The sequence below is a fragment of the Aeromonas sp. MaB10011B genome, from assembly GCF_017939325.1.
Taxonomy (GTDB): Bacteria; Pseudomonadota; Gammaproteobacteria; order Enterobacterales; family Aeromonadaceae; genus Aeromonas; species Aeromonas caviae.
On sequence record NZ_JAGKRK010000008.1, the window covers coordinates 46,793 to 69,051 of the forward strand.

Sequence of the window (22,259 nt, forward strand, 5' to 3'; positions counted from 1 at the left end):
GGAAGAGAGACATGACTGACAAAGAGCAACAGTGGGTGACAGGGGGCGGCATGGGCCTGCTCGGTCGCCAGAACAGTGGTTCCGCCGACACGGCCGACAAGCAACGGCTGCTGGTGGTGGGCAACGGCATGGTGGGTCACCACTTCGTCGAGCAGCTGGTGGCGGCCGGTGGCCTGAGCCGGTTCGAGGTGACGGTATTTGGCGCCGAGCCTGACGCCGCCTACGACAGGGTGCACCTCTCCGAGGTATTCGGCGGCAAGGCGCCCCAGGCCCTGCGCATGGCGGATCCCGCCTGGTATGAGGAGAGCGGCATTGCGCTGCGGCTGGGGGCCGAGGTGGAGGTGCTCGACCGGGCGGCCCGCACCCTGACGCTGGCCAACGGCGAGCAGTTCCCTTACGACCGTCTGGTGCTGGCGACCGGCTCCGTGCCCTTCGTGCCCCCCATCCCCGGCCATCAGCGAGAGGGCTGCTTCGTCTATCGCACCCTGGGAGATCTTGCCGCTATCCGCGATGCCTGCGCCCAGGCCCGCAGCGGCGTGGTCATCGGTGGCGGCCTGCTGGGGCTGGAGGCGGCCAACGCCCTGCGCCTGCTCGGGCTCAAGACCCAGGTGGTGGAGTTCGCCCCCAGACTGATGCCGGTGCAGCTCGACGAGAGCGGCGGCGCCGTGCTGCGCGACAAGATCCAGGCCCTCGGGGTCGAGGTGCTGGTGGAGAAGGCCACCGAGTGCATCGAGCAGGGGGAGCAGGCCCGTCATCGCCTGCGTTTCAAGGACGGCACTCACATTGAGACCGACGTGCTGCTGTTCTCGGCGGGGATCCGCCCCGCCGATACCCTGGCCCGGCAATCCGGGCTAGAGGTCGGGGAGCGCGGCGGCATCTGCATCGACGACGGCTGCCACAGTTCGGATCCCGCCATCCTCGCCATCGGCGAGTGCGCGCTCTGGCAGGGGCGCATCTTCGGCCTGGTGGCTCCCGGCTACCAGATGGCCCGGGCCGCCGTGGCCAGCCTGTGTGGCGGCGAGACCCGCTTTATCGGGGCCGACATGTCCACCAAGCTCAAGCTGATGGGGGTGGACGTGGGCTCCATCGGCGATGCCCACGCCAGCACCGCCGGCGCCCAGGAGTTGCTGCTGCTGGACAGGGCCAACGGCATCTACAAGAAGCTGGTGACCGACGGCGAGGGCAATCGCCTGCTCGGCGCCATCCTGGTGGGGGACGGGGCCGATTACGAGCGGCTGCTGCAGTACTACCAGAACGGGGTGGCGCTGCCCCAGCCGCCGCTCTCCCTGCTGGTGGGGGAGGTCGGGGCCGCTCCCGCGCCCCTGGTGCTGCCGGACAGCGCCATCCTCTGCTCCTGCCACAACGTGAGCAAGGGGGACGTGGTGGCCGCCGTTCGGGCGGGCAATCACGAGCTGTCGGCGGTGAAGAGCTGTACCAAGGCCGGCACGGGTTGCGGCGGTTGCAGCAACCTGCTCAAGCAGGTGGTGGATCAGACCCTGGCGGACCTTGGCGTCGAGGCGGACAAGGGGTTGTGCGAGCACTTCGCCTACGGCCGTCAGGAGCTCTATCACCTGGCCCGGGTGGGCGAGCTGAAGAGCTTCGAGGCGCTGCGGGACAAGCACGGCCAGGGGTTGGGGTGCGACATCTGCAAGCCGACGGTGGCCTCCATCCTGGCGTCCCTTTGGAACGAGCACGTGCTGGAGAAGCCCCACCGCGCGTTGCAGGATACCAACGACGCCTTCCTTGCGAACCTGCAAAAGGACGGCACCTATTCGGTGGTGCCGCGCATCCCGGGGGGGGAGATCACCCCGGAGGGGCTCATCACCATAGGGGAGGTGGCGCGCAAGTACGGCCTCTACACCAAGATCACCGGCGGACAGCGCATCGATCTCTTCGGCGCCCGGGTCGACCAGCTGCCCGCCATCTGGGGCGAGCTGGTGGCAGCGGGCTTTGAGACCGGTCAGGCCTACGGCAAGTCGGTGCGCACCGTGAAGTCCTGCGTGGGTTCCACCTGGTGTCGTTACGGGGTGCAGGACTCCATGACCCTGACCCAGACCCTGGAACACCGCTACAAGGGGCTGCGGGCACCACACAAGTTGAAGTTTGCGGTCTCAGGCTGCACCCGGGAGTGCGCCGAGGCCCAGAGCAAGGACATAGGCGTCATCGCCACCGAGCGGGGCTGGAACCTCTATGTGTGTGGCAACGGCGGCATGCGGCCGCGCCACGCGGACCTCTTTGCCACGGATCTCGACGAGCAGACCCTGATCCGCTACATCGACCGGCTGCTGATGTTCTATGTGCGCACCGGGGACAGGCTGCAACGTACCTCGGTCTGGATGGAGAACATGGAAGGGGGGCTCGACTATCTCAGGTCGGTGATCATCGAGGACAGGCTCGGCATCGGTGCCGAGCTGGAGGCCATGATGGAGGGGATAGTCGGCACCTGGCAGTGCGAGTGGAAGAGCACATTGGCGGATCCGGACAAGCTCAAGCTGTTCGAGGCCTTCGTCAACCGGCCCGAGGACGAGACGCCGCCGCGCCGTGAGGAGCGGGGGCAATGGGTGCCGGATATCGCTATCAAGGAGGTGGTATGAGCGGGGGCAGCGGGTTGCACGCCCGCCATCAGTATCAAGGAGGTGGTATGAAGGATGACAAGGACGATGCACAGCTCTCCGGGCAGTGGCACCGGGTGTGCGAGCTGGCGGCGCTGCCGGAGCAGGCCGGGCGCAGCGCCTGGCTGGAGGGGCGGGTACTGGCGCTGTTTCGCCTCGGGGAGCATGTCTATGCCCTGGACGGGGTGGACCCCCTGGCCGGCGTCGCCGTGCTCGGGCGTGGCCTGGTGGGGGATGCCGGTGGGGAGCCCGTGGTCGCCTCGCCGCTGTACAAGCAGCGCTACGCCCTGATGGACGGTCGCTGTCTGGACGATCCTGCCCTGAGCGTCGCCTGCTGGCCGGTGCGGCTGGAGGGGAGCGAGGTCTGGGTACAGCTGGGGTGAGTGTCCCATCTGAAAACCATGTTGTGATCGCCGGGCACTGCCCGGTGATTTTTTGTGCGCGACCCGACATTTCTTGTACGAGAGGATGGCGGGAAAACGTTTTTCGAAAATAATGGACAAACGTTTGTAACTGGATGTTTGTCTATGACGGAACGTGAGCAAGAGATCCTCGCCCTGCTGCGCCAGGATCCCATGATTGCCCAGCAGGAGCTGGCGGACAGGCTCGGCATCAGCCGCTCCGCGCTGGCGAGCCACATCTCCAGCCTGATGCGCCAGGGCTATGTGCAGGGGCGCGGCTATGTGCTGCGCGAAGGCCCCTACGCCGTGGTGATAGGCGGCGCCAACATGGATATCTGTGGCAGCAGCCACGACAACCTGCGCATCGGGGATTCCAACCCGGGCCGGGTGCGCACCTCCGCCGGCGGGGTAGGGCGCAACATCGCCGAGAACCTGGCGCGCCTTGGCACCGACACCCGGCTGCTGACTGCGGTGGGCAACGATCAATACGGCCACCACCTGCTGGAGGTGAGCCAGCGCGCCGGGGTCGACGTGCGCCAGGTGCTGGTACTGGAGGGTCAATCGACCTCCTGCTACCTCAGCCTGCACGATGGCAGCGGCGAGATGAGCTGCGCCGTCAACGACATGGGGATCATCGAGCAGCTCACCCCGGCCCGGCTCACCCCCCTGAGCGGTTTTCTTGGCGCGGCCCGGCTCTGGGTGCTCGACACCAACCTCGCCACCCACACCCTGGACTGGCTGTTCGAGCGCCAGGGGGAGCACATCATCTTCGTGGACACCGTGTCGGTGGCCAAGGTGGAGAAGATCCGCCCCTGGCTGCACCGCATCCACACCCTCAAACCCAATCGCACCGAGGCGGAGCAGCTGTGCGGCTTCACCATCGGCGGCCCCGACACCTGGCCCATGGCGGCGGCCTGGTTCCACCGCGCCGGGGTGCAGCGGCTCTTCCTGAGCCTCGGCGATCAGGGGATCTTCTATAGCGACGGGGCCTGCCAGGGCCATCTGCCCGTGCTCGGCAGCCCGGTCGTCAACGTGACCGGCGGCGGCGATGCCTTCATGGCAGGGCTGGCCCACGCCTGGTTGCAGGAGCAGGGCATCATGGAGACAACCCGGTTCGCCCTCGGTTGCGCCGCCCTCACCGTCAATTGTTCCGATACCGTCTTTTCCGGCCTATCCAAGGCCGCCGTTGAACGCATGCTGGAGGAGTACCCATGTTGAACGCTTACCTCGATATCCAACCTGAAGTTGCCGCCGCGCTGGCCGCCGGCAAGCCGGTGGTGGCCCTGGAGTCCACCATCATCTCCCACGGCATGCCCTATCCCCAGAACGTGGAGACGGCGCGCCAGGTGGAGCAGGTGGTGCGGGACAACGGCGCCGTGCCGGCCACCATCGCCATCATCGATGGCCGCCTCAAGGTGGGTCTGGATGCGGGGGCCCTGGAGGCGCTGGGCCGTGCCGGGCACGCCGCCACCAAGTGCAGCCGTCGCGACATCCCCTTCGTGCTGGCCAACAAGGGGCTGGGGGCGACCACGGTAGCCTCCACCATGATAGTGGCCGCCATGGCCGGGATCCGGGTGTTCGCCACCGGCGGCATCGGCGGCGTGCATCGCGGCGCCCAGGAGACCTTCGACATCTCCGCTGACCTGCAGGAATTTGCCCAGACCCCGGTGGCCGTGGTCTGCGCCGGCGCCAAGTCGATCCTCGACATCGGTCTGACCCTGGAGTACCTGGAGACCCAGGGGGTGCCGGTGATCGGCTACCAGACCGAGGAGCTGCCCGCCTTCTACACCCGGGAGAGCGGCTTCAAGGTGGATTACCGCCTGGAGAGCCCGGCGGCGATCGCGCAGGCGCTGCGTCTGAAGTGGGAGCTGGGGCTGGCCGGGGGCGCCGTGGTGGCCAACCCGATCCCGACCCAGTTTGCCATGCCCAAGGCCGACATCGACGCCGCCATTGCCCAGGCACTGCGTGAGGCGGACGAGCAGGGGGTCAAGGGCAAGGAGTCCACCCCCTTCCTGCTGGCCCGGGTGTGCGAGCTGACCGGTGGCAACTCCCTGGCGGCCAATATCCAGTTGGTGCTGAACAACGCCGCGCTGGGGGCGCGCATCGCTGCCAGCCTGTGATCGGTCGTCCGGGTGTGCGAGCTGACCGGTGGCAACTCCCTGGCAGTTAATAGCCAGCGGGTGCTGAACAGCACTGCTCTGGGGGCAAAGATTGCCGCCAGCCTGTAAACACCTTTGCGAAAGATGCAAAAGAGGGCCAACAGGCCCTCTTTTTATTGCGCGAATCGGTGAGATAACCCCCTTATTCCAGCACCAGTCGCCCGTTGAGAGGTTGGACGGGGCGGTTGTTGGGGTGGTGCATCACCGCCTTGAAGGCATCGATCTGGGCCTGGCTGGCTTGGACCGGCTCCTTCATCACCAGCCAGCGCACTCCTTCCGAGCAGGGTGGGGTGGTCAGGGACCCGCTGAAGCGGTAGTAGTCGTGCTGGGCGGGCAGCAGTTGCTCTGCCGAGATGGGTTCCTTGAAGGCATGGATCTCCCCCGCCTTGGCTGGCAACACCTGCCAGGCCTGGCTCAGGGCCCCATTGGCCTGGCCCGGCTCGAACATCACGGCGACCACCGCCAGCTCCCCCTTGTCATTGGCATGGACCAGGTGACCCTCCAGGGGGTAGGACCTGCCTTCGATGAGGTTTTCGCTGGGGGCGTGGAAGTGGAACTGCTTGAGCTCGAAGTGCATGCCGTCGAGCTCAAGGGTGCTGCCGGGGACATAGTTGACCTGCACCGTGTGGCCGTTGTTGACCAGCGTCTTGCCACCCGCCTGATAGTGGAACTGCAGGGGGGCCAGATCGGCCTTCACCAGACCCGAGAGGTTGACCGGCGACTGGTTGCTGCCGGCACACTGGCCATATTCCGGGGTCAGGCTGGCCCATTTCGCCGGGCCGGCCTCGCCGCTGTATTCCCAGTGTGTGGTGGCGGCAAAGGCGGCAGGGCAGAGCAGCAGGGCGCCAGCCAGCAGGGACTTTTTCATCATGCATCCTTATCCTGATTGAAAAGCACGGCCATTCCTGGCCTTCCGGCAGGAAGGCCTCATCAATGGCATCGTTGGAAACGCAGGGTACACGGTGCCAGACCGGATTAATTGTTATGAAAGGTCTGTCGTCATCGTTATTTGAAGCGTGGCATGAGGCGGCGCCATGATGTATTCCGGCAACGGGGCACGCTTATTCATGAAGGAGAAATCCTGCGGGCATTTTCGCCATGAACGGCCCCCTTTCATGGCGCCCCAAATAGATGACGGGCTGATTCTAGAGGGCTTTTCATGGCTCCGTTTGATCTCGAGCAAACAAGCGCGGACTAATTATCGGGCTTGAGGATCCCTTATTTCGTTGGGATTTTTTCGATATTCCCTGACCCGGCCAGGGGCGTGCGTGGCGGGAGCCGGGCGCTGTGCTGACAGAGTACCTCGGTGTTGACCCCTTATCCCTCTGATCGTGCTGGAGAAATTCCCCCCTCAGCACAGTGACGGCGGGATGACAATCCCCCGGTTGGCGGCGCCTTGTTTGCGGTTTTGCCGTCCTCTTCACATTTCCGGATTGCTCGCTATTTGTGCGATTGCCTTACTCATCCGACCTGGTGTCAAATCACTCCGCCTAACACAAGGAGTGGCATAATAATGAATAATATCAATAAATTAGTTCTGGCTATCTGATTCACTCTCACCACTTTCCCGAGCCTGGCGGCGGGATTCCAGTGCGGGGAGCACGTCACCCAGGGGGTACCCGGTCAATCCAGTCAGCTGTTGTGCCGGGAGGGCTATGCCGCCGGGTACAACTACGACACCAAGGTCTCTGACTGGGTCTCTTACCGGATGACGGCCGCCAGCGCCCAGGGCCAGGTGCCGCGCAAGGATGCCTTCGCCGAGGACAAGGAGGTGCCGGTGCAGTTTCGCGCCACCCTGTCGGACTACAAGGGCTCGGGCTATGACCGCGGCCACCAGGCGCCGGCGGCGGACATGCGCTCCACCGCCAACACCATGAAGCAGAGCTTCCTGCTGACCAACATGACCCCGCAACTGCCGGCGCTCAACCAGGGGGCCTGGCGCATCCTGGAGGAGAAGACCCGGCAGTGGGCCATCACCTACAAGAGCGTGCAGGTGATCACCGGCCCCATCTTCACCCACTCCGATGGCGCCATCGGCAACGGCGTGACCGTGCCCCACGCCTACTACCGGGTGGTGATGGATCTGGCGGGCAAGCGGGCCATCGCCTTCATCCTGTCGCAAGAGAACGTCTCGGCCAGTCGGCTGGCGGACTATGTGGTGACGGTGGATGAGGTGGAGGAGCAGACCGGACTCGACTTCTTCACCGAGCTGCCGGATGAGCAGGAAGAGGCCATGGAGTCGCGGCTGTCGGCCATGTGGGGCGGTTAGCGCGTCCGGCAGGGGTAACGGGGGCCCAGGCCCCCGTTACCCACACGGCCTCCGGCCATTGTCATGGCCCCTGGTACAGGGCCAGTACAGCTTGGGTCTGGCATCGGGCCCTTATCATGACTCCTTTTTTCAGGAGGCATCATGTCAGCGCTGTTTTCCCTTTACTCCTTGTCCACTCTTGCCCGCGCGTTGCGCATCTGCGTACCCATGGCGCTGCTGGGGGCTGCTGTTCCCCCCGCCATGGCCGACGAGGATATCCGCTTGGGGCAGACCATTCTGCTCGGGGTCGGCGATCATCCCGCCATCATTCCCATGCTCGCCTGCCGGCCGACCAAATCCATCATGGTCAAGGCAGGACGGGAATTGACCCTGGAGCGGGTCAAGGTGTTTTATGGCAACGATCGCAGCAAGACCCTCTATTTCGACAAGGATCTGAAAGAGGATCAGGAGTCGGGGTGGCAATCCCTCGGCAGCCGGCTCTGCATCAAGCGGATCGAGGTGTACGGCAATTCGGAAGGGAGCAAGGCCGGGGTCAAGGTATACGGGCGCAAATGAGCAAAGGGCGGGGGAAATCCCCGCCCAGTGCTTATTTCTTCGGGCGGAACGGTTTGATGATGGCCTCGTCGCACTCGAGATAGGGCCCTTCCATCAGGTCGATGCAGTAGGGAATGGCGGGGAAGACCGCATCCAAGCACTCGCGGATCGATTTGGGCTTGCCCGGCAGGTTGACGATGAGCGAGCTGCCGCGCAGGCCGGCGGTCTGGCGCGACAGGATGGCGGTCGGCACGAACTTGAGGGACTCGGCCCGCATCAGCTCGCCAAAGCCCGGCATCATGCGATCGCACACCGCCTCGGTGGCCTCCGGGGTCACATCCCGCCTGGCCGGCCCTGTGCCCCCCGTGGTAACGACAAGGCAGCACTGCTCATCGTCCACCAGCCGAACCAGGGTCGCCTCAATCTGATCCTGCTCGTCGGGGATCACCTGATAGACGGGCTCCCATTCCGAGGTCAGGTAGGCGTTCAGGGTGTCGATGATGGCCTTGCCGGAGAGATCTTCGTAGATGCCTGCACTGGCGCGATCGCTGACGGTGACGATACCGATTCTTGCCTTGCTCATGGTCTGCCCTTGGTTGCCGTAATAAAGTGGTAAATAAAATAACATAATCAGTGAGATATGTTAAACCGCCGGATGAGGCAAGGGGAGGGCATTGAGCCTGGGGGAGAGTCGAATGAAAAACAATTTTGAGAAAAGTCCGTTAATAAGGAATAAGGCCGAGAAAAATGACGCTGAAATTTTATAAAAAAACTGACGCAGGCCGGATTCGGTTAATTTCATGAATCATAAGGAATAAATGATTTTTTCCGCCAACGATGCGCAATTCGTGCCAAAAACCGGACTCCTGTGGCTCGGCGGTGAATGGCCCAAAATCGCCACCATCCTATATAACCTTCCCTAGGGACAGTGAAATAGTGATGTGCCCGGCGTCGTTCCATTCTATGGGCGAGGTCCGGCCAGGAGGGTATATGGAGCTGCCTGATTTCGATACCCTGAAGTACTGGGCGCTGGCCGAGCCGGAGCGACTCGACGCGCTGCTGCACCAGCAGATAGAGACCCTGATCGCCCAGGTGGGGCCAGAGCGGCAACGTCGGTTGCGAGGTCTGCAATTTCGCATCGACTGCCAGCGCCGCCTGGCAAGAAACAACCTCGACAGCTGCATCCGGATAGCCAACATGATGCATGACTCCGTCTACGCCATGCGCCAGCACATTCTGGATCTGCAGAACGAATCTTGTCAGGAAATGGCAGAGCCCCCGCTGCCGGATAATGTGATAGCGTTTTCCAGTTATCTGAAACGGAAATAATTCACGGCCCTGTTCAAGAGATAAAAAAACAGGGTATTTATTAATTTGTTTCACCCCTTCTCAAACAAGTTGTTAAGCAAGTTGGGTGAATTGTTTTTTATTTGCTGCAAATATTCCCCGGGCGGCTGAATAATAGTGACCAGTGCCCGCAGTCCGATAGAGATGGATGAAGGTGTATTTATTTTGGGGTAATATCCAGACACATTTCATCTTGCTATGACTCAAAGGGATCATGAGAAGCATCACACCAGGAAGGGTGCTGTCGCGAGAGCAGCAGACGGAGATCACCCGGATCATCGTCAAGGCGGGCCAGATGCTGGCCCAGTTTGGGGCGGAGAGCCGCATCATCGAGCAGACCACGGTCCGCCTGGGCATGGCGCTCGGGCTGGAGAGCGTCGAGATGGCCATCTCTTCCAGCGCCATCGTCCTCACCAGCCTCTACCAGGGCAGTTGCGTCACCACCACCCGCCGGGTGCGGGAGCACGGCATCAACATGCAGGTGGTGTGCGAAATCCAGCGCATCTGCATCATGACGGAAAAGTCGCTTATCGGCGCGCGCGAGGTACGTCAGCGCCTCGAGGCCATCACGCCGTTCCACTATCACCCCTGGCTGGTGGTGCCCATGGTGGGGCTCTCCTGCGGTGCCTTCTGCCTGCTGTTTGGCGGTGACTGGCCCATCTTCCTGGTGACCTGCTGCTCGGCCTCGGTCGCCATGCGGGTGCGCCAGCTCATTGCCCGCCATCACCACAGCCCCCTCATCAACTTTGCCGCCACCGGGTTTATCGCCACCCTGCTCGCTTCCAGCGCCACCTTCTTCGGCTGGGGCGAACAACCCTATCTCGCCATGGCCGCCAGCGTGTTGCTGCTGGTGCCGGGGTTCCCGCTCATCAATGCGGTCTCCGACATGGTGAAGGGTTACTTCAACATGGGGCTGGCCCGCTGGGGCACGGCGACACTGCTGACCATCAGCGCAGCCATAGGGATCATTCTCGCCATGTCGGTGACGGGTATCTGGGGGTGGAAAGTATGAAGATCTTTGACGTTGTATCGACCCTGTTGATCGGGGCAAACCGGCTATCCATCAGCGCGCGGAACCATATCGGGATCATGCTCGCCATGTCGGTGACCGGTATCTGGGGGTGGAAGGTATGATGGAACTGCTCTGGTTGCTGGCCAAGGATGCCTTCTGGTCGGCCATTCCGGCGGTGGGCTTTGCCATGCTGTTCAACGTGCCGCCACGGATGCTCAAATATTGCGCCATGGGGGGCGCGTTGGCCCACAGCCTGCGTACCCTGCTCATCCACTACGGCATGCCCATCGAGTGGGCCACCCTGGCAGCGGCGACCACGGTCGGTTTTGTCTGTGTCTACTGGTCGCGCCGCCTGCTGGCACCGCGCCCGGTGTTCAGCGTCGCCTCCATCATCCCCATGATCCCGGGCAGCTATGCGTTCAAGACCATGATCGCCATCGTGGAGCTCAATATCTCCGGGGTGACCATGGAGCTGCTTCAGAGCGCGGTGGAGAACGGCCTCAAGGCGCTGTTTATCGTGGGGGCACTGAGTTTCGGTTTGGCGATCCCCTCTCTGGTCGTGTACCGTAACCGCCCCATTATCTGACGACGGTGCGAGAGGTTGACCCCATGATGATTTCCATGATTGCCGCCATGGCCCACGATCGGGTGATAGGGCTGGACAACCAGATGCCCTGGCACCTGCCGGCGGATCTGGCCCACTTCAAGCGGGTCACTCTGGGCAAGCCGGTGCTGATGGGGCGCAAGACCTTTGAATCCATCGGACGACCGCTGCCCGGGCGCCGCAATCTGGTGATCAGCCGCAACCCCGACTACCGGGCCGACGGCGTGGAGGTTATCGACTCGGTGGAGGCCGCACTGGCCCTGCTGGCGGATAGTGACGTCGCGGAGCTGATGGTGATCGGGGGGGGGCATCTCTACGGCCAGCTGCTGCCACGGGCCGACAGGCTCTATCTGACCCGCATCGATCTGGCGGTGGAGGGGGATACCCGCTTCCCGGCCTTTGACGAGGGCGACTGGTCCTGCATCGAGCGCGAGTCCCATCAGCCTGACGAGAAGAATCCCCACCCCTACTGTTTCGAGACCTGGCAGCGGCGCTGAGCCCTCTGATGCCATGAAGAGCCCCTTGCGACAGCCGGGGGCTTTTTTGTGCCCTGTTACTGCAAAGAGAAGGGGGCTGAACCGGCATGGCTGAAGGTGCCTGAAGCAATATCCGGAATGCGTGACATCAAAATCATTAGTTGTGTAATTAATAAGCCATTTATCGCCCCGATGGGCGCCGTCGTCCCCACCCTCTCTTTTCGCCTGCTGCTAACGCCCTTTAATCATTAATGAAATGTGCTGAAAGTGCATCATTACTGTGGCGACCCTGTCTGTTATAGGCGTTTTTATCGTGATTTAATGGTTTTTTATGAATAAAAATAACTAATAAAAATCAATGAGTTAAATTCAAGTTCTCTAGATTGGCTTCAATTGGTTCTTTTGTTTGGGTGTGAGATTGCTTAGTGTTGAAAGTAATTGGCTCACGTTCGACGGTTTGCCAGGCAAGGCGTCGGCCAAGAAAAAAGGACAATATGACAGTCAAACTCGAGGTCAAATCCCTCTACAAAATCTTCGGCGATCAGCCGGATAAAGCGTTCAAACTGCTGGCGAAAGGGCATGATCGCGCCAGTATCCTGAAAAAGACCGGACAGACCCTGGGGGTCCAGGATGTCAATCTGGCCATCAACGAAGGGGAGATCTTCGTGGTGATGGGCCTCTCCGGTTCGGGCAAATCCACCCTGGTGCGTCTTTTCAACCGGCTGATCGAGCCGACCCGCGGCCAGGTGCTGATCGATGGCGAGGACATCGCCGCCATCTCGGAGCGCGAACTGCGCCGGGTGCGCCGCAAGAAGATCAGCATGGTATTCCAGTCCTTCGCCCTGATGCCGCACCTGAGTGTGCTGGAAAATACCGCCTTCGGGCTGGAGCTGGCCGGTGTACCGCTGGCGGAGCGCCAGCAGAGCGCCCGTCAGGCGCTCCATCAGGTGGGGCTGGGACAGTGGATAGAGGCTTATCCGGATGCCCTCTCCGGCGGCATGAAGCAGCGGGTCGGGCTGGCCCGGGCCCTTGCCAATGACCCCGACATCCTGCTGATGGACGAAGCTTTCTCCGCGCTGGATCCCCTGATCCGCACCGAGATGCAGGATGAGCTGCTCAAGCTGCAGGCCAGCCAGCAGCGCACCATCGTCTTCATCTCCCACGATCTGGACGAGGCGATGCGCATCGGCGATCGCATCGCCATCATGCAGGATGGCCAGCTGGTGCAGGTGGGCACCCCGGACGAGATCCTGAACCAGCCCGCCAACGACTATGTGCGCGCCTTCTTTCGCGGTGTGGATCTGGCCCATGTGTTCAGCGCCCGCGATGTGGCCAGCCGCAAGCAGGTGCCCCTCATCAAGAAACACACCACCGACGGGCCGGGCAACGCCCTGCGCCAGCTCAAGGAGCTTGAGCGGGAGTTCGGGTACGTGGTGGATCGCAGCCGCCGCTTCCTCGGGGTCGTCTCGGTGGAGTCGCTCGGTCAGGCGGTCAGGGCCAAAGGCAGCCTGGAGCAGGCGCTGCTGGGGGACATTCAGCCCATTCTGGCGGACACCGCCCTCAATGAACTGATCAGCCAGGTGGCGGCCGCCCCCTGTCAGGTGCCCGTGGTCGAGGAGGATGGCACTTACCTCGGCCTCATCTCCAAGGCCAATCTGCTCAATACCCTGGACAGGAGTACCCCGGCATGAAGCTGATGAATCCCCATTTCTTGCTGAGCGGGCTGCTGGCCCTGGTGCTGCTGGCGAGCCCTTCCCTGCGGGCCGATGAGGTGGCGGCAGACCCCTGGAGCGCGCCTGCGTCCACCGAGGTGTCCGATCCCTGGGGCAGTACCGACACCCAGGCCACCGACTGGCAGAACCAGATCGAAGCCGCCGACACCACAACCGCCATCGACTGGCTGGATCCTTTCCAGCAGGCGCTGGTGCCGCTGGATACCTGGGTGGAAGGGGGCATCGGTTGGCTGGTGGAGAACCTGCGGCCGCTGTTCCAGCTGATCCGCGCACCGGTGGAGCTGACCCTGAACGCCATGACCCATCTGCTGCAGACGGTGCCCTCCACCCTGATGATGGGGCTCCTGGCCCTGCTTGCCTGGCAACTGGTGAACGGCCGCATGGCGCTCGGCACGCTCGTATCTCTTGTGGGGATCGGGCTCATCGGGGCCTGGTCCGATGCCATGGTGACCCTGTCCCTGGTGCTGACCTCGCTGTTCTTCTGCGTGCTGCTGGGGTTGCCCACCGGCATCCTGCTGGCCCGCAGCGAGCGGCTCTCCACCTGGACCCGGCCGCTGCTGGATGCCATGCAGACCACCCCGGCATTCGTCTACCTCATCCCCATCGTGATGCTGTTTGGCATCGGCAACGTGCCCGGGGTGGTGGTGACCGTCATCTTCGCCCTGCCGCCCATGATCCGGCTCACCATGCTGGGCATTCGCCAGGTGCCCACGGATCTGGTGGAGGCGGCCCACTCGTTCGGTGCCAGCCCCTCCCAGTTGCTGTTCAAGGTACAGCTGCCACTCGCCATGCCCACCATCATGGCCGGGGTCAACCAGACCCTGATGCTGGCGCTCTCCATGGTGGTGATCGCCTCCATGATCGCGGTGGGGGGCCTCGGCCAGATGGTGCTGCGCGGCATCGGCCGGCTCGACATGGGGCTCGCCTCCATCGGCGGCCTCGGCATCGTGCTGCTGGCCATCGTGCTCGACCGCCTCACCCAGGCGATGGGGCAACCGGATCGCACCCGTACCGGCCGCTGGTATCAGCACGGCCCCGCCGCCCTGCTGCTGCGCCTGGCCGGTCGTGACAAGAAAATCGATTACAAAGGAGTAAACGCATGAGACAGACCACCAAAGGATTGACCCTGGGCACATTGCTGCTGAGTACCCAACTGCTGAGCCCGCTCGCCATGGCCAGCGCCGAGTTGCCGGGGGAGGGGGTTCGCGTTCAGCCCCTGCAGAGCTCCTTGCCGGAAGAGGCCTTCCAGAGCCTGCTGGTGAGCAAGCTGATGGCGCGTCTGGGTTACGATGTCCAGCCCGCCCAGGAGGTGGACTACAACGTGGCTTATGCCTCGGTGGCCCAGGGAGACGGCACCTTCCTCGCGTTCAACTGGGTGCCGCTGCAGGACAACAAGTACGAGCAGGCGGGGGGCGACAAGGTGTTCTTCCGTGAGGGCACCTATGTGGCCGGTGCCGCCCAGGGGTACCTCATCGACAAGAAGACCGCGACTCAATACGGCATCACCAACCTGGGCCAGCTCAAGGATCCCGAGGTGGCGGCGCTGTTTGACGGGGATGGCGACGGCAAGGCCGACCTCATCGGTTGCAACCCCGGCTGGGGCTGCGAGGGGGCGATCAACCATCACCTCGACGCCTTTGGTCTGACCCCCACGGTGGCGCACAAGCAGGGCAACTACGCGGCGCTGATCGCCGATACCCTGGCTCGCTACCAGGCCGGCAAGCCGGTGCTCTATTACACCTGGACCCCCTACTGGCTCAGCAGTGAACTGGTGCCGGGCAAGGATGTGGTGTGGCTGGAAGTTCCCGCCGATGCCCCGGATGCGGCCAAGACCCGTTTGCCGAACGGCAAGAACTACGGCTTTGCGGTGAACACCATGCACATTGTTGCCAACAAGCGGTTTGCCGAAGCCAATCCGGCCGCCGCCAGGCTCTTCTCCATCGTCAAGCTGCCGCTCAATGACATCAACGTGCAGAACGGCCTGATGAACAAGGGGCAGAACAAGCCGGCGGACGTGGAACGTCATGCCGATGCCTGGCTCAAGGGCCACGAGGCGCTGGTGAACGACTGGCTGAATCAGGCGCGCGCCGCCGCCATGTAATGAAGGGCGGTACATCACCCTTTTGCGCAAAGAAAAACGCCCGGCAGTTGCCGGGCGTTTTTTTGTGGGCGGGCGCAGCACATGGCCGGGCCGGGGGATCAGATGCCGGAGCCGTCGCTCTCGCCACCTTCCTCATGCAGGCCGCACTCGCGCTTGAGGCCGAAGAAGCGGGTCTGCTCCTCGCTCATGCCGGGCTCCCACTTGGCGGTGGTGTGCACGTCGCCGACCGAGAGGTAGCCCTGCTCCCACAAGGGGTGGTAGGGGAGGTCGAACTCCTTGAAGTAGTAGAAGACGTCCTTGTTGCTCCAGTCGATCACCGGCAGGAACTTGAAGCGACCGCGCTGAATGGCCAGCACCGGCAGCTTGCCCCGGCTGCCGGACTGCTCACGGCGCAGGCCCGAGAACCAGGTGCGGGCACCCAGCTCGTTCAGGGCGCGGTCCATGGGCTCCACCTTGTTGAGCTGGTTGTAGCGGGTGATCCCCTCCACCCCCTGCTCCCACAGGAGGCCGAAGCGGGCCTCCTGCCAGGCCGGACTGAGCTCGGCCCGGTAGATCTTGAGGTTGAGCGCGAGACGCTCGGTCAGCTCGTCGATGAAACGGTAGGTCTCGGGGAAGAGGTAACCGGTGTCGGTCAGCACCACGGGCACGTCGGCCCGCTCGCGGCTCACCAGGTGCAGCATGAGCGCCGCCTGGATGCCGAAACTCGATGACAGCACATGCTCCCCCGGCAGGTTGGCCAGGGCCCAGCGCACCCGCTCGGGGGCGCTCATGGCGTCCAGCGCCCGGTTGAGGGGGGCCAGCGCCTCGACCTGCTCCTCCCGGCCCAGGGCCAGGAGGGCGTCGAGGTCGAGCCGGCCGTCGGCGGTGCGCGCCAGCCGGGCTGTATCAGTCTGTTCAGGCTGCATAGAAGTCCCTCGCGGAGTCGATAACCGGGGCGATGATCCCGGCGCGAATGACAAAATCGCCGAAGCACTCACCCGGGTTGCGATCCTTGGCCCAGCGGCCGATCAGGGCGTCCAGTTCGGCCAGGATCTGCGGCTCGGTGATGTTCTCCAGGTGCAGGCGCGGGATGCGGGTCCCCTCGAGGTTGCCCCCCAGGTGCAGGTTGTAGCGACCCGGCGCCTTGCCCACCAGACCCACTTCCGCCAGCATGGCGCGGCCGCAGCCGTTGGGGCAGCCGGTGACCCGGAAGATGATGGCGTCATCCGCCAGGCCGTGCTTGGCCAGCAGCCCCTCGATGTCGGTGACGAAGGCAGGCAGCATGCGCTCGGCCTCGGCCATCGCCAGGGGGCAGGTGGGCAGGGCCACACAGGCCATGGACTGCTTGCGCTGCTCGCTCACGCCGTCATCCAGCAGACCGTACTGGCGCGCCAGGGCTTCGATGCGTGCCTTCTCGCCGGCAGGCACGCCCGCGATGATGAGGTTCTGGTTGGCGGTGAGGCGGAAGTCCCCCTGATGCACCTTGGCGATCTCCAGCATGCCGGTCTTGAGGGGCTTGCCCGGGAAGTCCAGCAGGCGGCCGTTCTCGATAAACAGGGTCAGGTGGTGCTTGCCGTCGATCCCCTCCACCCAGCCGAAGCGATCGCCACGGCTGGTGAATTCATAGGGGTGAACCGGCCCGAACTGGATGCCGGCGCGGTTCTCCACCTCGGCCTTGAAGGCCTCGACCCCCACCCGTTCAAGGGTGTACTTGGTCTTGGCGTTCTTGCGGTTGACCCGGTTGCCCCAGTCGCGCTGGGTGCTGACCACGGCGGCCGCCACCTCCAGCACGTGGGAGAGCGGAATGAAGCCAAAGTCGCTCGCCTTGCGCGGGTAGGTGGTGGTGTCGCCGTGGGTCATGGCCAGACCGCCCCCCACCAGCACGTTGAAGCCCACCAGCTTGCCGTGTTCGGCAATGGCCACGAAGTTGAGATCGTTGGCGTGGATGTCCACATCGTTGTGGGGCGGGATGACCACGGTCGTTTTGAATTTGCGCGGCAGGTAGTTGGAGCCCAGGATCGGCTCCTCGTCACCCCCCAGCTTCTCGCCATCCAGCCAGATCTCCACGTAGGCGCGGGTCTTGGGCAGCAGGTGCTCGGAGATCTTCTTGGCCCACTCGTAGGCCTCCTGGTGCAACTCGGACTCCACCGGGTTGCTCGTGCAGAGCACGTTGCGGTTCACGTCCCCCGCGGTGGCGATGGAGTCGATACCGGTGCTGTTGAGGGTCTGGTGCATCAGCTTGATGTCGCGCTTCAGTACCCCGTGGAACTGGAAGGTCTGGCGGGTGGTCAGGCGGATGCTGCCGTACATGCTGTGTTCTTCGGCGAACTTGTCGATCACCTGCCACTGGGCCGGGGTGATGATGCCGCCGGGCAGGCGTGCGCGCAGCATGACGTTGTGCAGGGGCTCCAGCTTCTGGGCGGCGCGCTCCGGGCGGATGTCGCGGTCATCCTGCTGATACATGCCGTGGAAGCGGATCAGCTGGAAGTTGTCGCCGTTGAAGCCGCCGGTGAGCGGGTCCTGCAGATCTTCGGCGATGGTGCCGCGCAGGAAGTTGCTCTCGCGCTTGAGGCGTTCGTTGTCAGCCAGCGGCCCTTCGACCGGTCCCGGAATAAGTTGTTTGCTCATCAATAGACATCCCTTTGATAACGTTTGGCACGACGCAATTCGCTCAGATACTCTTCTGCTTCCTCACGGCTCTTGTGGCCGTGTTCCGCAATCACTTCCAGCAGGGCTTCCTGCACATCCTTCGCCATGTGGTTGGCGTCGCCACACACATAGAAGTGAGCGCCTGCTTCCAGCCACTGGTAGAGCTCAAGCCCTGCCTCGCGCAGGCGGTCCTGCACATAAATCTTGTTGGCCTGATCCCGGCTGAAGGCCAGGGAGATTTTGGACAGCAGTCCCGATTTCACATAACGCTGCCACTCCACCTGATAGAGGAAGTCCTGAGTGAAGTGGGGGTTGCCGAAGAAGAGCCAGTTCTTGCCCTCTGCCCCCTGTGCTTCCCGCTCCTGCAGGAAGGCGCGGAACGGGGCAATGCCGGTGCCCGGCCCCACCATGATGACGGGGGTGTCGGGATTGGCGGGCAGGCGGAAGTTGTCGTTGTGCTCCACGAACACCCGGACCTCGGCATCTTCCGGCAGACGGTCCGCCAGATAGGAGGAGGCGCCGCCGCTTCGCACTGTGCCATCTTCTTGGCGGTAGCGCACCACGCCGACGGTCAGGTGCACCTCTTCTTCCACCTCGCTCTGGGCGGAGGCGATGGAGTAGAGGCGGGGGGTGAGGGGGCGCAGCAGTGCGATCAGTTGATCGGCACTCAAGGAAGCCGGGAAGCGTTTCAGTACGTCCACCACCTGGGCGCTGGCCACCAGGGCGTTGACCTGGGCCTTGTCACCGGCCAGATCTTTGAGCGCCGCGTTGTTCGTGATCTCGGCGAGGCCAGTGATCAGGCCCCCGTGCAGCCGGGTCAGTTCGTAGTGACGGGTCAGCGCCTCGCGCAGGCTGCCATGGGGGGTGGCCTCGTCACCGGTCAGACCGGTCAGGGCCAGCACTTCCCCCACGAGATCGGCGTCGTTGTCGAACCAGATGCCGAGCGCATCCCCCGGTTGATAGGTGATGCCGGACTCTTCCAGGTTGATCTCGATGTGACGGATGTCCTTGGTGGAGTCGCGGCCGGTGATCTTCTGGTTCACCGAGAGTCTGGCCGGGAAGGGGTTCTCCTTGTTGTACTGGCTGTGGCCGACGGCGGCCTGCACCGAGCCCGCCACGCTGGCGGTCGCGGCGCCGGCTGAGAGGGTGGCGGCGACCGCCGCAACGGCCTGCTCGCCCCAGGCCTTGGCGGCATCCTGATAATCCACATCGAGGCTAGCTAGCTCATGGATGCGCTCGGCCCCCGCTTTGGCGAGGAAACCATCGAAATCCTTGCCGGTCTGGCAGAAGAACTCATAGGAGCTGTCACCCAGCCCCAGCACGGCAAACTTGAGCCCTTCCAGCTTGCCGACCTTGCCCTTTTTGAGCTGCTCGAACAGATCGACGGCGCTCTCGGGGGGCTCCCCCTCCCCGTAAGTGCTCACTACCACCAGCAGGTGGCTCTCTTTCTTGAGCTGCTTGGGTTTGTAGTCCGCCATGGAGGTGAGGGTCACCGGCAGGCCGCGGGCCTCGGCCTGGGCCTTGATGGCGCTGGCCACGCCCTTGGCATTCCCGGTCTGGGAGCCGTAGAGAATGGTCAGGCTGCCGCCGGGAGCCGCGACTTCTGCACCTGCGCTCGCCACGGGCTGGACGCCCGCCTGGGAGAGGCCGTAGAGATAACCGCTGACCCAGGCCAGTTGCTGGGTATTGAGGGTGGTGAGAACTTGGTTGAGCTGGCGCTGCTGTTCGTCAGAGAGCGGGCTCAGGGTGGGGGCTGTCAATGGCATCACACATGTCTTCCATGGTCTGATTTTTGGTCAGGGTAAGGGGTGTAATGAATAACAACAAAGAATAAAAATATCTTCTTTATGCGATTTATGAATTTATAAAGCCAAAATCCATCTCAGCCCCGGGGCGCCCGTGATATAAAAATGGCCTTGCCGAGCCCCCTGTCCCGGGGATCTCTCATGCCCCAAGGAGCAACCATGTCCCGTCTCTATCATGTCAACGCCTTCAGCCATCACCCCTTCGCAGGCAACCCCGCCGTGGTGGTGCTGGGGGAAGCGCGGCCCGACGCCGAGCTGCAGGCCATGGCGGCGGAGTTCAACCTCTCTGAGAGCGCCTTTCTGACCCAACTGGGGGAGGGGCATTACGGGTTGCGCTGGTTCACCACGCAAGTGGAGGTGGACTTGTGCGGCCATGGCACCCTGGCGGCGGCCCATGTGCTGTGGCAGACGGGGAAGGTGTCAGGGGATCTCCCCATCCGCTTCGCGACCCGCAGCGGTGAGTTGGTGGCCCGGCGGGAAGGGGAGTGGATCTGGCTCGACTTTCCGCGTATCTCTCTGGCTCCTCTTGAGCTGGATCCTGCCTATGGGGCTGCCCTCGGCTGCCAGCCGCTGCAAACCCTGGCGGCCGGGGCCAAGTTCCTGCTTGAGCTCGCCAGCGAGGAAGAGGTCCGCGCGCTCACCCCCGATTTTCACGCCCTGCGGGCGCTGCCGGGCCGGGGGATCATGGTGACGGCACTATCGAGCCGGGGAGAGGACGACTTCGTCTCCCGCTATTTCGCCCCCTGGGTCGGAGTAGACGAGGATCCGGTGACCGGCTCCAACCACTGCGCCCTGGTGCCCTTCTGGGCCGAGCGGCTCGGCAAGCAGCAGCTGCGGGCCCGCCAGATCTCGGCCCGGGGCGGGGATCTCAGGCTGGAATTGCAGGAGGAACGGGTGCTGATGGCGGGCCGGGCACTGACCCTGTGGCAGGGGGAGTGGCTGCTGCCGCCTGGCGTACCAGCGGACCGATGACCGCTCGTCACGGTGTGACTTCTGCATAAAAAAACGCCCCGCAATTGCGGGGCGTTTTGATTGCCATGGACGGCAGCGTTTTGCTGCGACCCTGTTTCTGCGGCGCTTACTTTTGTGGACGCAAGGCCGGGAACAGGATGACGTCGCGGATGGTGTGGCTGTTGGTGAACAGCATCACCAGACGGTCGATACCGATACCTTGACCGGCGGTCGGCGGCAGACCGTGTTCCAGTGCGGTCACGAAGTCGGCGTCGTAGAACATGGCTTCGTCATCGCCTGCGGCTTTCTGGTCAACCTGGGCCTGGAAGCGCTCGGCCTGATCTTCTGCATCGTTCAGCTCGGAGAAGCCGTTGGCCAGCTCGCGGCCGCCGATGAAGAATTCGAAGCGGTCGGTGACGTCCGGGTTCTGGTCGTTGCGACGGGCCAGCGGGGAGACGGCGGCCGGGTACTCGGTGATGAAGGTCGGTTGCAGCAGCATGTGTTCCACGGTCTCTTCGAAGATCGCGGTGATCACGTGGCCCAGCTCCCAGCTCTTCATCAGCTCGATCTTCAGACCCTTGGCGACGGCGGTGGCCTTCTCAAGAGTGGCCAGATCGTCACGGGTCACACCCGGGTTGTACTTCAGGATGGAGTCGACCATGGAGAGGCGCTGGAACGGCTGACCGAAATCGATGGTCAGGCCCTCTTCGCCCTCTTTGGCGTAACGGATCCTGGTATCGCCCAGGATGTCCTGTGCCAAGGTGCGCAGCATCTCTTCGGTGAGATCCATCAGATCGATGTAATCGGCGTAGGCCATATAGAACTCGAGCATGGTGAACTCGGGGTTATGGCGAACGGAGATGCCTTCGTTGCGGAAGTTGCGGTTGATTTCGTAGACACGTTCGAAACCACCGACCACCAGACGCTTCAGGTAGAGTTCCGGAGCGATACGCAGGTACATGTCGATGTCCAGCGCATTGTGGTGGGTGATGAAGGGACGTGCGGAAGCGCCACCCGGGATGACTTGCATCATGGGGGTTTCCACTTCCATGAAGCGCTTGTCGTTCAGGAACTTGCGAATGCCAGCCACCACCTTGGTGCGGGTCACGAAGGTCTTGCGGGACTCTTCGTTGGCGATCAGGTCCAGGTAACGCTGGCGGCAGCGGGCTTCCTGGTCGGTCAGACCCTTGTGCTTCTCGGGCAGCGGGCGCAGGGCCTTGGTCAGCAGGCGGATGGTGGAGACGTGTACGGAGAGCTCACCGGCGTTGGTGCGGAACAGGGTACCCTCGACACCGACGATGTCACCCAGATCCCACTTCTTGAACTGCTCGTTGTAGAAGCCTTCCGGCAGATCGTCACGGGTCACGTAGATCTGGATCTTGCCAGCCATGTCCTGCAGGGTCGCGAAAGACGCCTTGCCCATGATCCGGCGGGTCATGATGCGACCGGCAATCTTCACCTGTTTACCCAGGGCGACCAGTTCGTCATTGCTCTTGTCGCCGAATTCGGCGTGCAGATCGCCGGAGAGGCTGTCACGACGGAAATCGTTGGGGAAGGGGTTGCCCTGGGCGCGCAAGGCGGCCAGCTTGGAGCGACGCTCAAGCATCTCGTTGTTCAGTTCGAGAGT

The 22,259-nt window shown here is 63.3% G+C and carries 20 protein-coding genes; 14 read left to right on the forward strand and 6 right to left on the reverse strand.

Annotated features, from left to right (window positions below):
• Positions 1 to 11 precede the first annotated feature (11 nt).
• The 4 genes from nirB (at position 12) to J9893_RS03085 (ending at position 5,133) form a co-directional block, all read left to right on the forward strand.
• Positions 12 to 2,594 carry a nitrite reductase large subunit NirB gene (gene nirB / locus J9893_RS03070; RefSeq protein ID WP_143237140.1) on the forward strand — a complete coding sequence of 861 codons (2,583 nt, stop codon included), beginning with the start codon at positions 12 to 14 and terminating at the stop codon, positions 2,592 to 2,594.
• A gap of 47 nt (positions 2,595 to 2,641) precedes the next feature.
• Positions 2,642 to 2,995 (forward strand): nitrite reductase small subunit NirD, encoded by a 354-nt coding sequence (nirD, locus tag J9893_RS03075; RefSeq protein WP_111896739.1) that lies wholly within the window; start codon positions 2,642 to 2,644, stop codon positions 2,993 to 2,995.
• Between the two features lie 144 nt (positions 2,996 to 3,139).
• Positions 3,140 to 4,231 (forward strand): PfkB family carbohydrate kinase, encoded by a 1,092-nt coding sequence (locus tag J9893_RS03080; protein WP_109113274.1) that lies wholly within the window; start codon positions 3,140 to 3,142, stop codon positions 4,229 to 4,231.
• Positions 4,225 to 5,133: a pseudouridine-5'-phosphate glycosidase gene (locus tag J9893_RS03085; RefSeq protein WP_143237142.1), complete on the forward strand. Its 909-nt coding sequence runs from the start codon at positions 4,225 to 4,227 to the stop codon at positions 5,131 to 5,133. The genes J9893_RS03080 and J9893_RS03085 overlap by 7 nt, the downstream gene beginning before the upstream one ends.
• Before the next feature lie 181 nt (positions 5,134 to 5,314).
• Here the strand turns inward: J9893_RS03085 and J9893_RS03090 are convergent, their stop codons facing one another.
• Complete coding sequence (locus J9893_RS03090) at positions 5,315 to 6,040, reverse strand: carbonic anhydrase (protein WP_043154286.1); 726 nt, start codon at positions 6,038 to 6,040, stop codon at positions 5,315 to 5,317.
• A 705-nt stretch (positions 6,041 to 6,745) separates the two neighbouring features.
• Between J9893_RS03090 and J9893_RS03095 the strand changes: the two genes are divergently transcribed.
• Positions 6,746 to 7,441 (forward strand): DNA/RNA non-specific endonuclease, encoded by a 696-nt coding sequence (locus J9893_RS03095; protein WP_246875503.1) that lies wholly within the window; start codon positions 6,746 to 6,748, stop codon positions 7,439 to 7,441.
• 207 nt (positions 7,442 to 7,648) lie between these two features.
• Positions 7,649 to 7,996, forward strand: coding sequence for a DUF2541 family protein (locus J9893_RS03100; RefSeq protein ID WP_143238290.1), 348 nt, complete (start codon positions 7,649 to 7,651; stop codon positions 7,994 to 7,996).
• Positions 7,997 to 8,027: 31 nt separating this feature from the next.
• Here the strand turns inward: J9893_RS03100 and mog are convergent, their stop codons facing one another.
• Positions 8,028 to 8,558: a molybdopterin adenylyltransferase gene (gene mog, locus J9893_RS03105; RefSeq protein ID WP_041212474.1), complete on the reverse strand. Its 531-nt coding sequence runs from the start codon at positions 8,556 to 8,558 to the stop codon at positions 8,028 to 8,030.
• A 407-nt stretch (positions 8,559 to 8,965) separates the two neighbouring features.
• Between mog and J9893_RS03110 the strand changes: the two genes are divergently transcribed.
• The 7 genes from J9893_RS03110 to proX all read left to right on the forward strand — a co-directional run bounded on the left by J9893_RS03110 (position 8,966) and on the right by proX (position 15,248).
• Positions 8,966 to 9,304 (forward strand): DUF3135 domain-containing protein, encoded by a 339-nt coding sequence (locus J9893_RS03110; protein WP_010675440.1) that lies wholly within the window; start codon positions 8,966 to 8,968, stop codon positions 9,302 to 9,304.
• 232 nt (positions 9,305 to 9,536) lie between these two features.
• On the forward strand, positions 9,537 to 10,334 hold the full coding sequence (locus tag J9893_RS03115; RefSeq protein ID WP_050498274.1) for a threonine/serine exporter family protein: 798 nt from the start codon (positions 9,537 to 9,539) through the stop codon (positions 10,332 to 10,334).
• Between the two features lie 118 nt (positions 10,335 to 10,452).
• The gene (locus tag J9893_RS03120) at positions 10,453 to 10,920 is read left to right on the forward strand and encodes a threonine/serine exporter family protein (protein ID WP_010675437.1); all 468 of its coding nucleotides are present in this window, start codon (positions 10,453 to 10,455) and stop codon (positions 10,918 to 10,920) included.
• Between the two features lie 23 nt (positions 10,921 to 10,943).
• Positions 10,944 to 11,435 carry a type 3 dihydrofolate reductase gene (folA, locus tag J9893_RS03125; protein ID WP_139738054.1) on the forward strand — a complete coding sequence of 164 codons (492 nt, stop codon included), beginning with the start codon at positions 10,944 to 10,946 and terminating at the stop codon, positions 11,433 to 11,435.
• 473 nt (positions 11,436 to 11,908) lie between these two features.
• Positions 11,909 to 13,105 (forward strand): glycine betaine/L-proline ABC transporter ATP-binding protein ProV, encoded by a 1,197-nt coding sequence (gene proV / locus J9893_RS03130; protein WP_210600874.1) that lies wholly within the window; start codon positions 11,909 to 11,911, stop codon positions 13,103 to 13,105.
• Positions 13,102 to 14,250, forward strand: coding sequence for a glycine betaine/L-proline ABC transporter permease ProW (gene proW / locus J9893_RS03135; protein WP_042014434.1), 1,149 nt, complete (start codon positions 13,102 to 13,104; stop codon positions 14,248 to 14,250). Before proV ends, proW begins: the two co-directional genes overlap by 4 nt.
• The gene (proX, locus tag J9893_RS03140; RefSeq protein WP_210600875.1) at positions 14,247 to 15,248 is read left to right on the forward strand and encodes a glycine betaine/L-proline ABC transporter substrate-binding protein ProX; all 1,002 of its coding nucleotides are present in this window, start codon (positions 14,247 to 14,249) and stop codon (positions 15,246 to 15,248) included. The genes proW and proX overlap by 4 nt, the downstream gene beginning before the upstream one ends.
• Positions 15,249 to 15,346: 98 nt before the next feature.
• Here proX and J9893_RS03145 read toward each other — a convergent pair whose 3' ends face one another.
• From J9893_RS03145 to J9893_RS03155, 3 genes are read right to left on the reverse strand one after another with little or no spacing between them, the layout of a single operon-like run.
• Positions 15,347 to 16,153: a phosphoadenylyl-sulfate reductase gene (locus J9893_RS03145; protein ID WP_045525747.1), complete on the reverse strand. Its 807-nt coding sequence runs from the start codon at positions 16,151 to 16,153 to the stop codon at positions 15,347 to 15,349.
• Positions 16,143 to 17,855 (reverse strand): assimilatory sulfite reductase (NADPH) hemoprotein subunit, encoded by a 1,713-nt coding sequence (gene cysI, locus J9893_RS03150; protein ID WP_143237144.1) that lies wholly within the window; start codon positions 17,853 to 17,855, stop codon positions 16,143 to 16,145. Before cysI ends, J9893_RS03145 begins: the two co-directional genes overlap by 11 nt.
• Positions 17,855 to 19,642 (reverse strand): assimilatory sulfite reductase (NADPH) flavoprotein subunit, encoded by a 1,788-nt coding sequence (locus J9893_RS03155; RefSeq protein WP_210600903.1) that lies wholly within the window; start codon positions 19,640 to 19,642, stop codon positions 17,855 to 17,857. Before J9893_RS03155 ends, cysI begins: the two co-directional genes overlap by 1 nt.
• A 198-nt stretch (positions 19,643 to 19,840) precedes the next feature.
• Here J9893_RS03155 and J9893_RS03160 point away from each other — a divergent pair, with 198 nt between their 5' ends.
• Entirely contained in the window at positions 19,841 to 20,653 is an 813-nt protein-coding gene (locus tag J9893_RS03160) for a PhzF family phenazine biosynthesis protein (RefSeq protein WP_210600876.1), read from the forward strand.
• 106 nt (positions 20,654 to 20,759) lie between these two features.
• Here J9893_RS03160 and lysS read toward each other — a convergent pair whose 3' ends face one another.
• Positions 20,760 to 22,238: a lysine--tRNA ligase gene (gene lysS / locus J9893_RS03165; protein ID WP_223302609.1), complete on the reverse strand. Its 1,479-nt coding sequence runs from the start codon at positions 22,236 to 22,238 to the stop codon at positions 20,760 to 20,762.
• Positions 22,239 to 22,259: the final 21 nt, after the last annotated feature.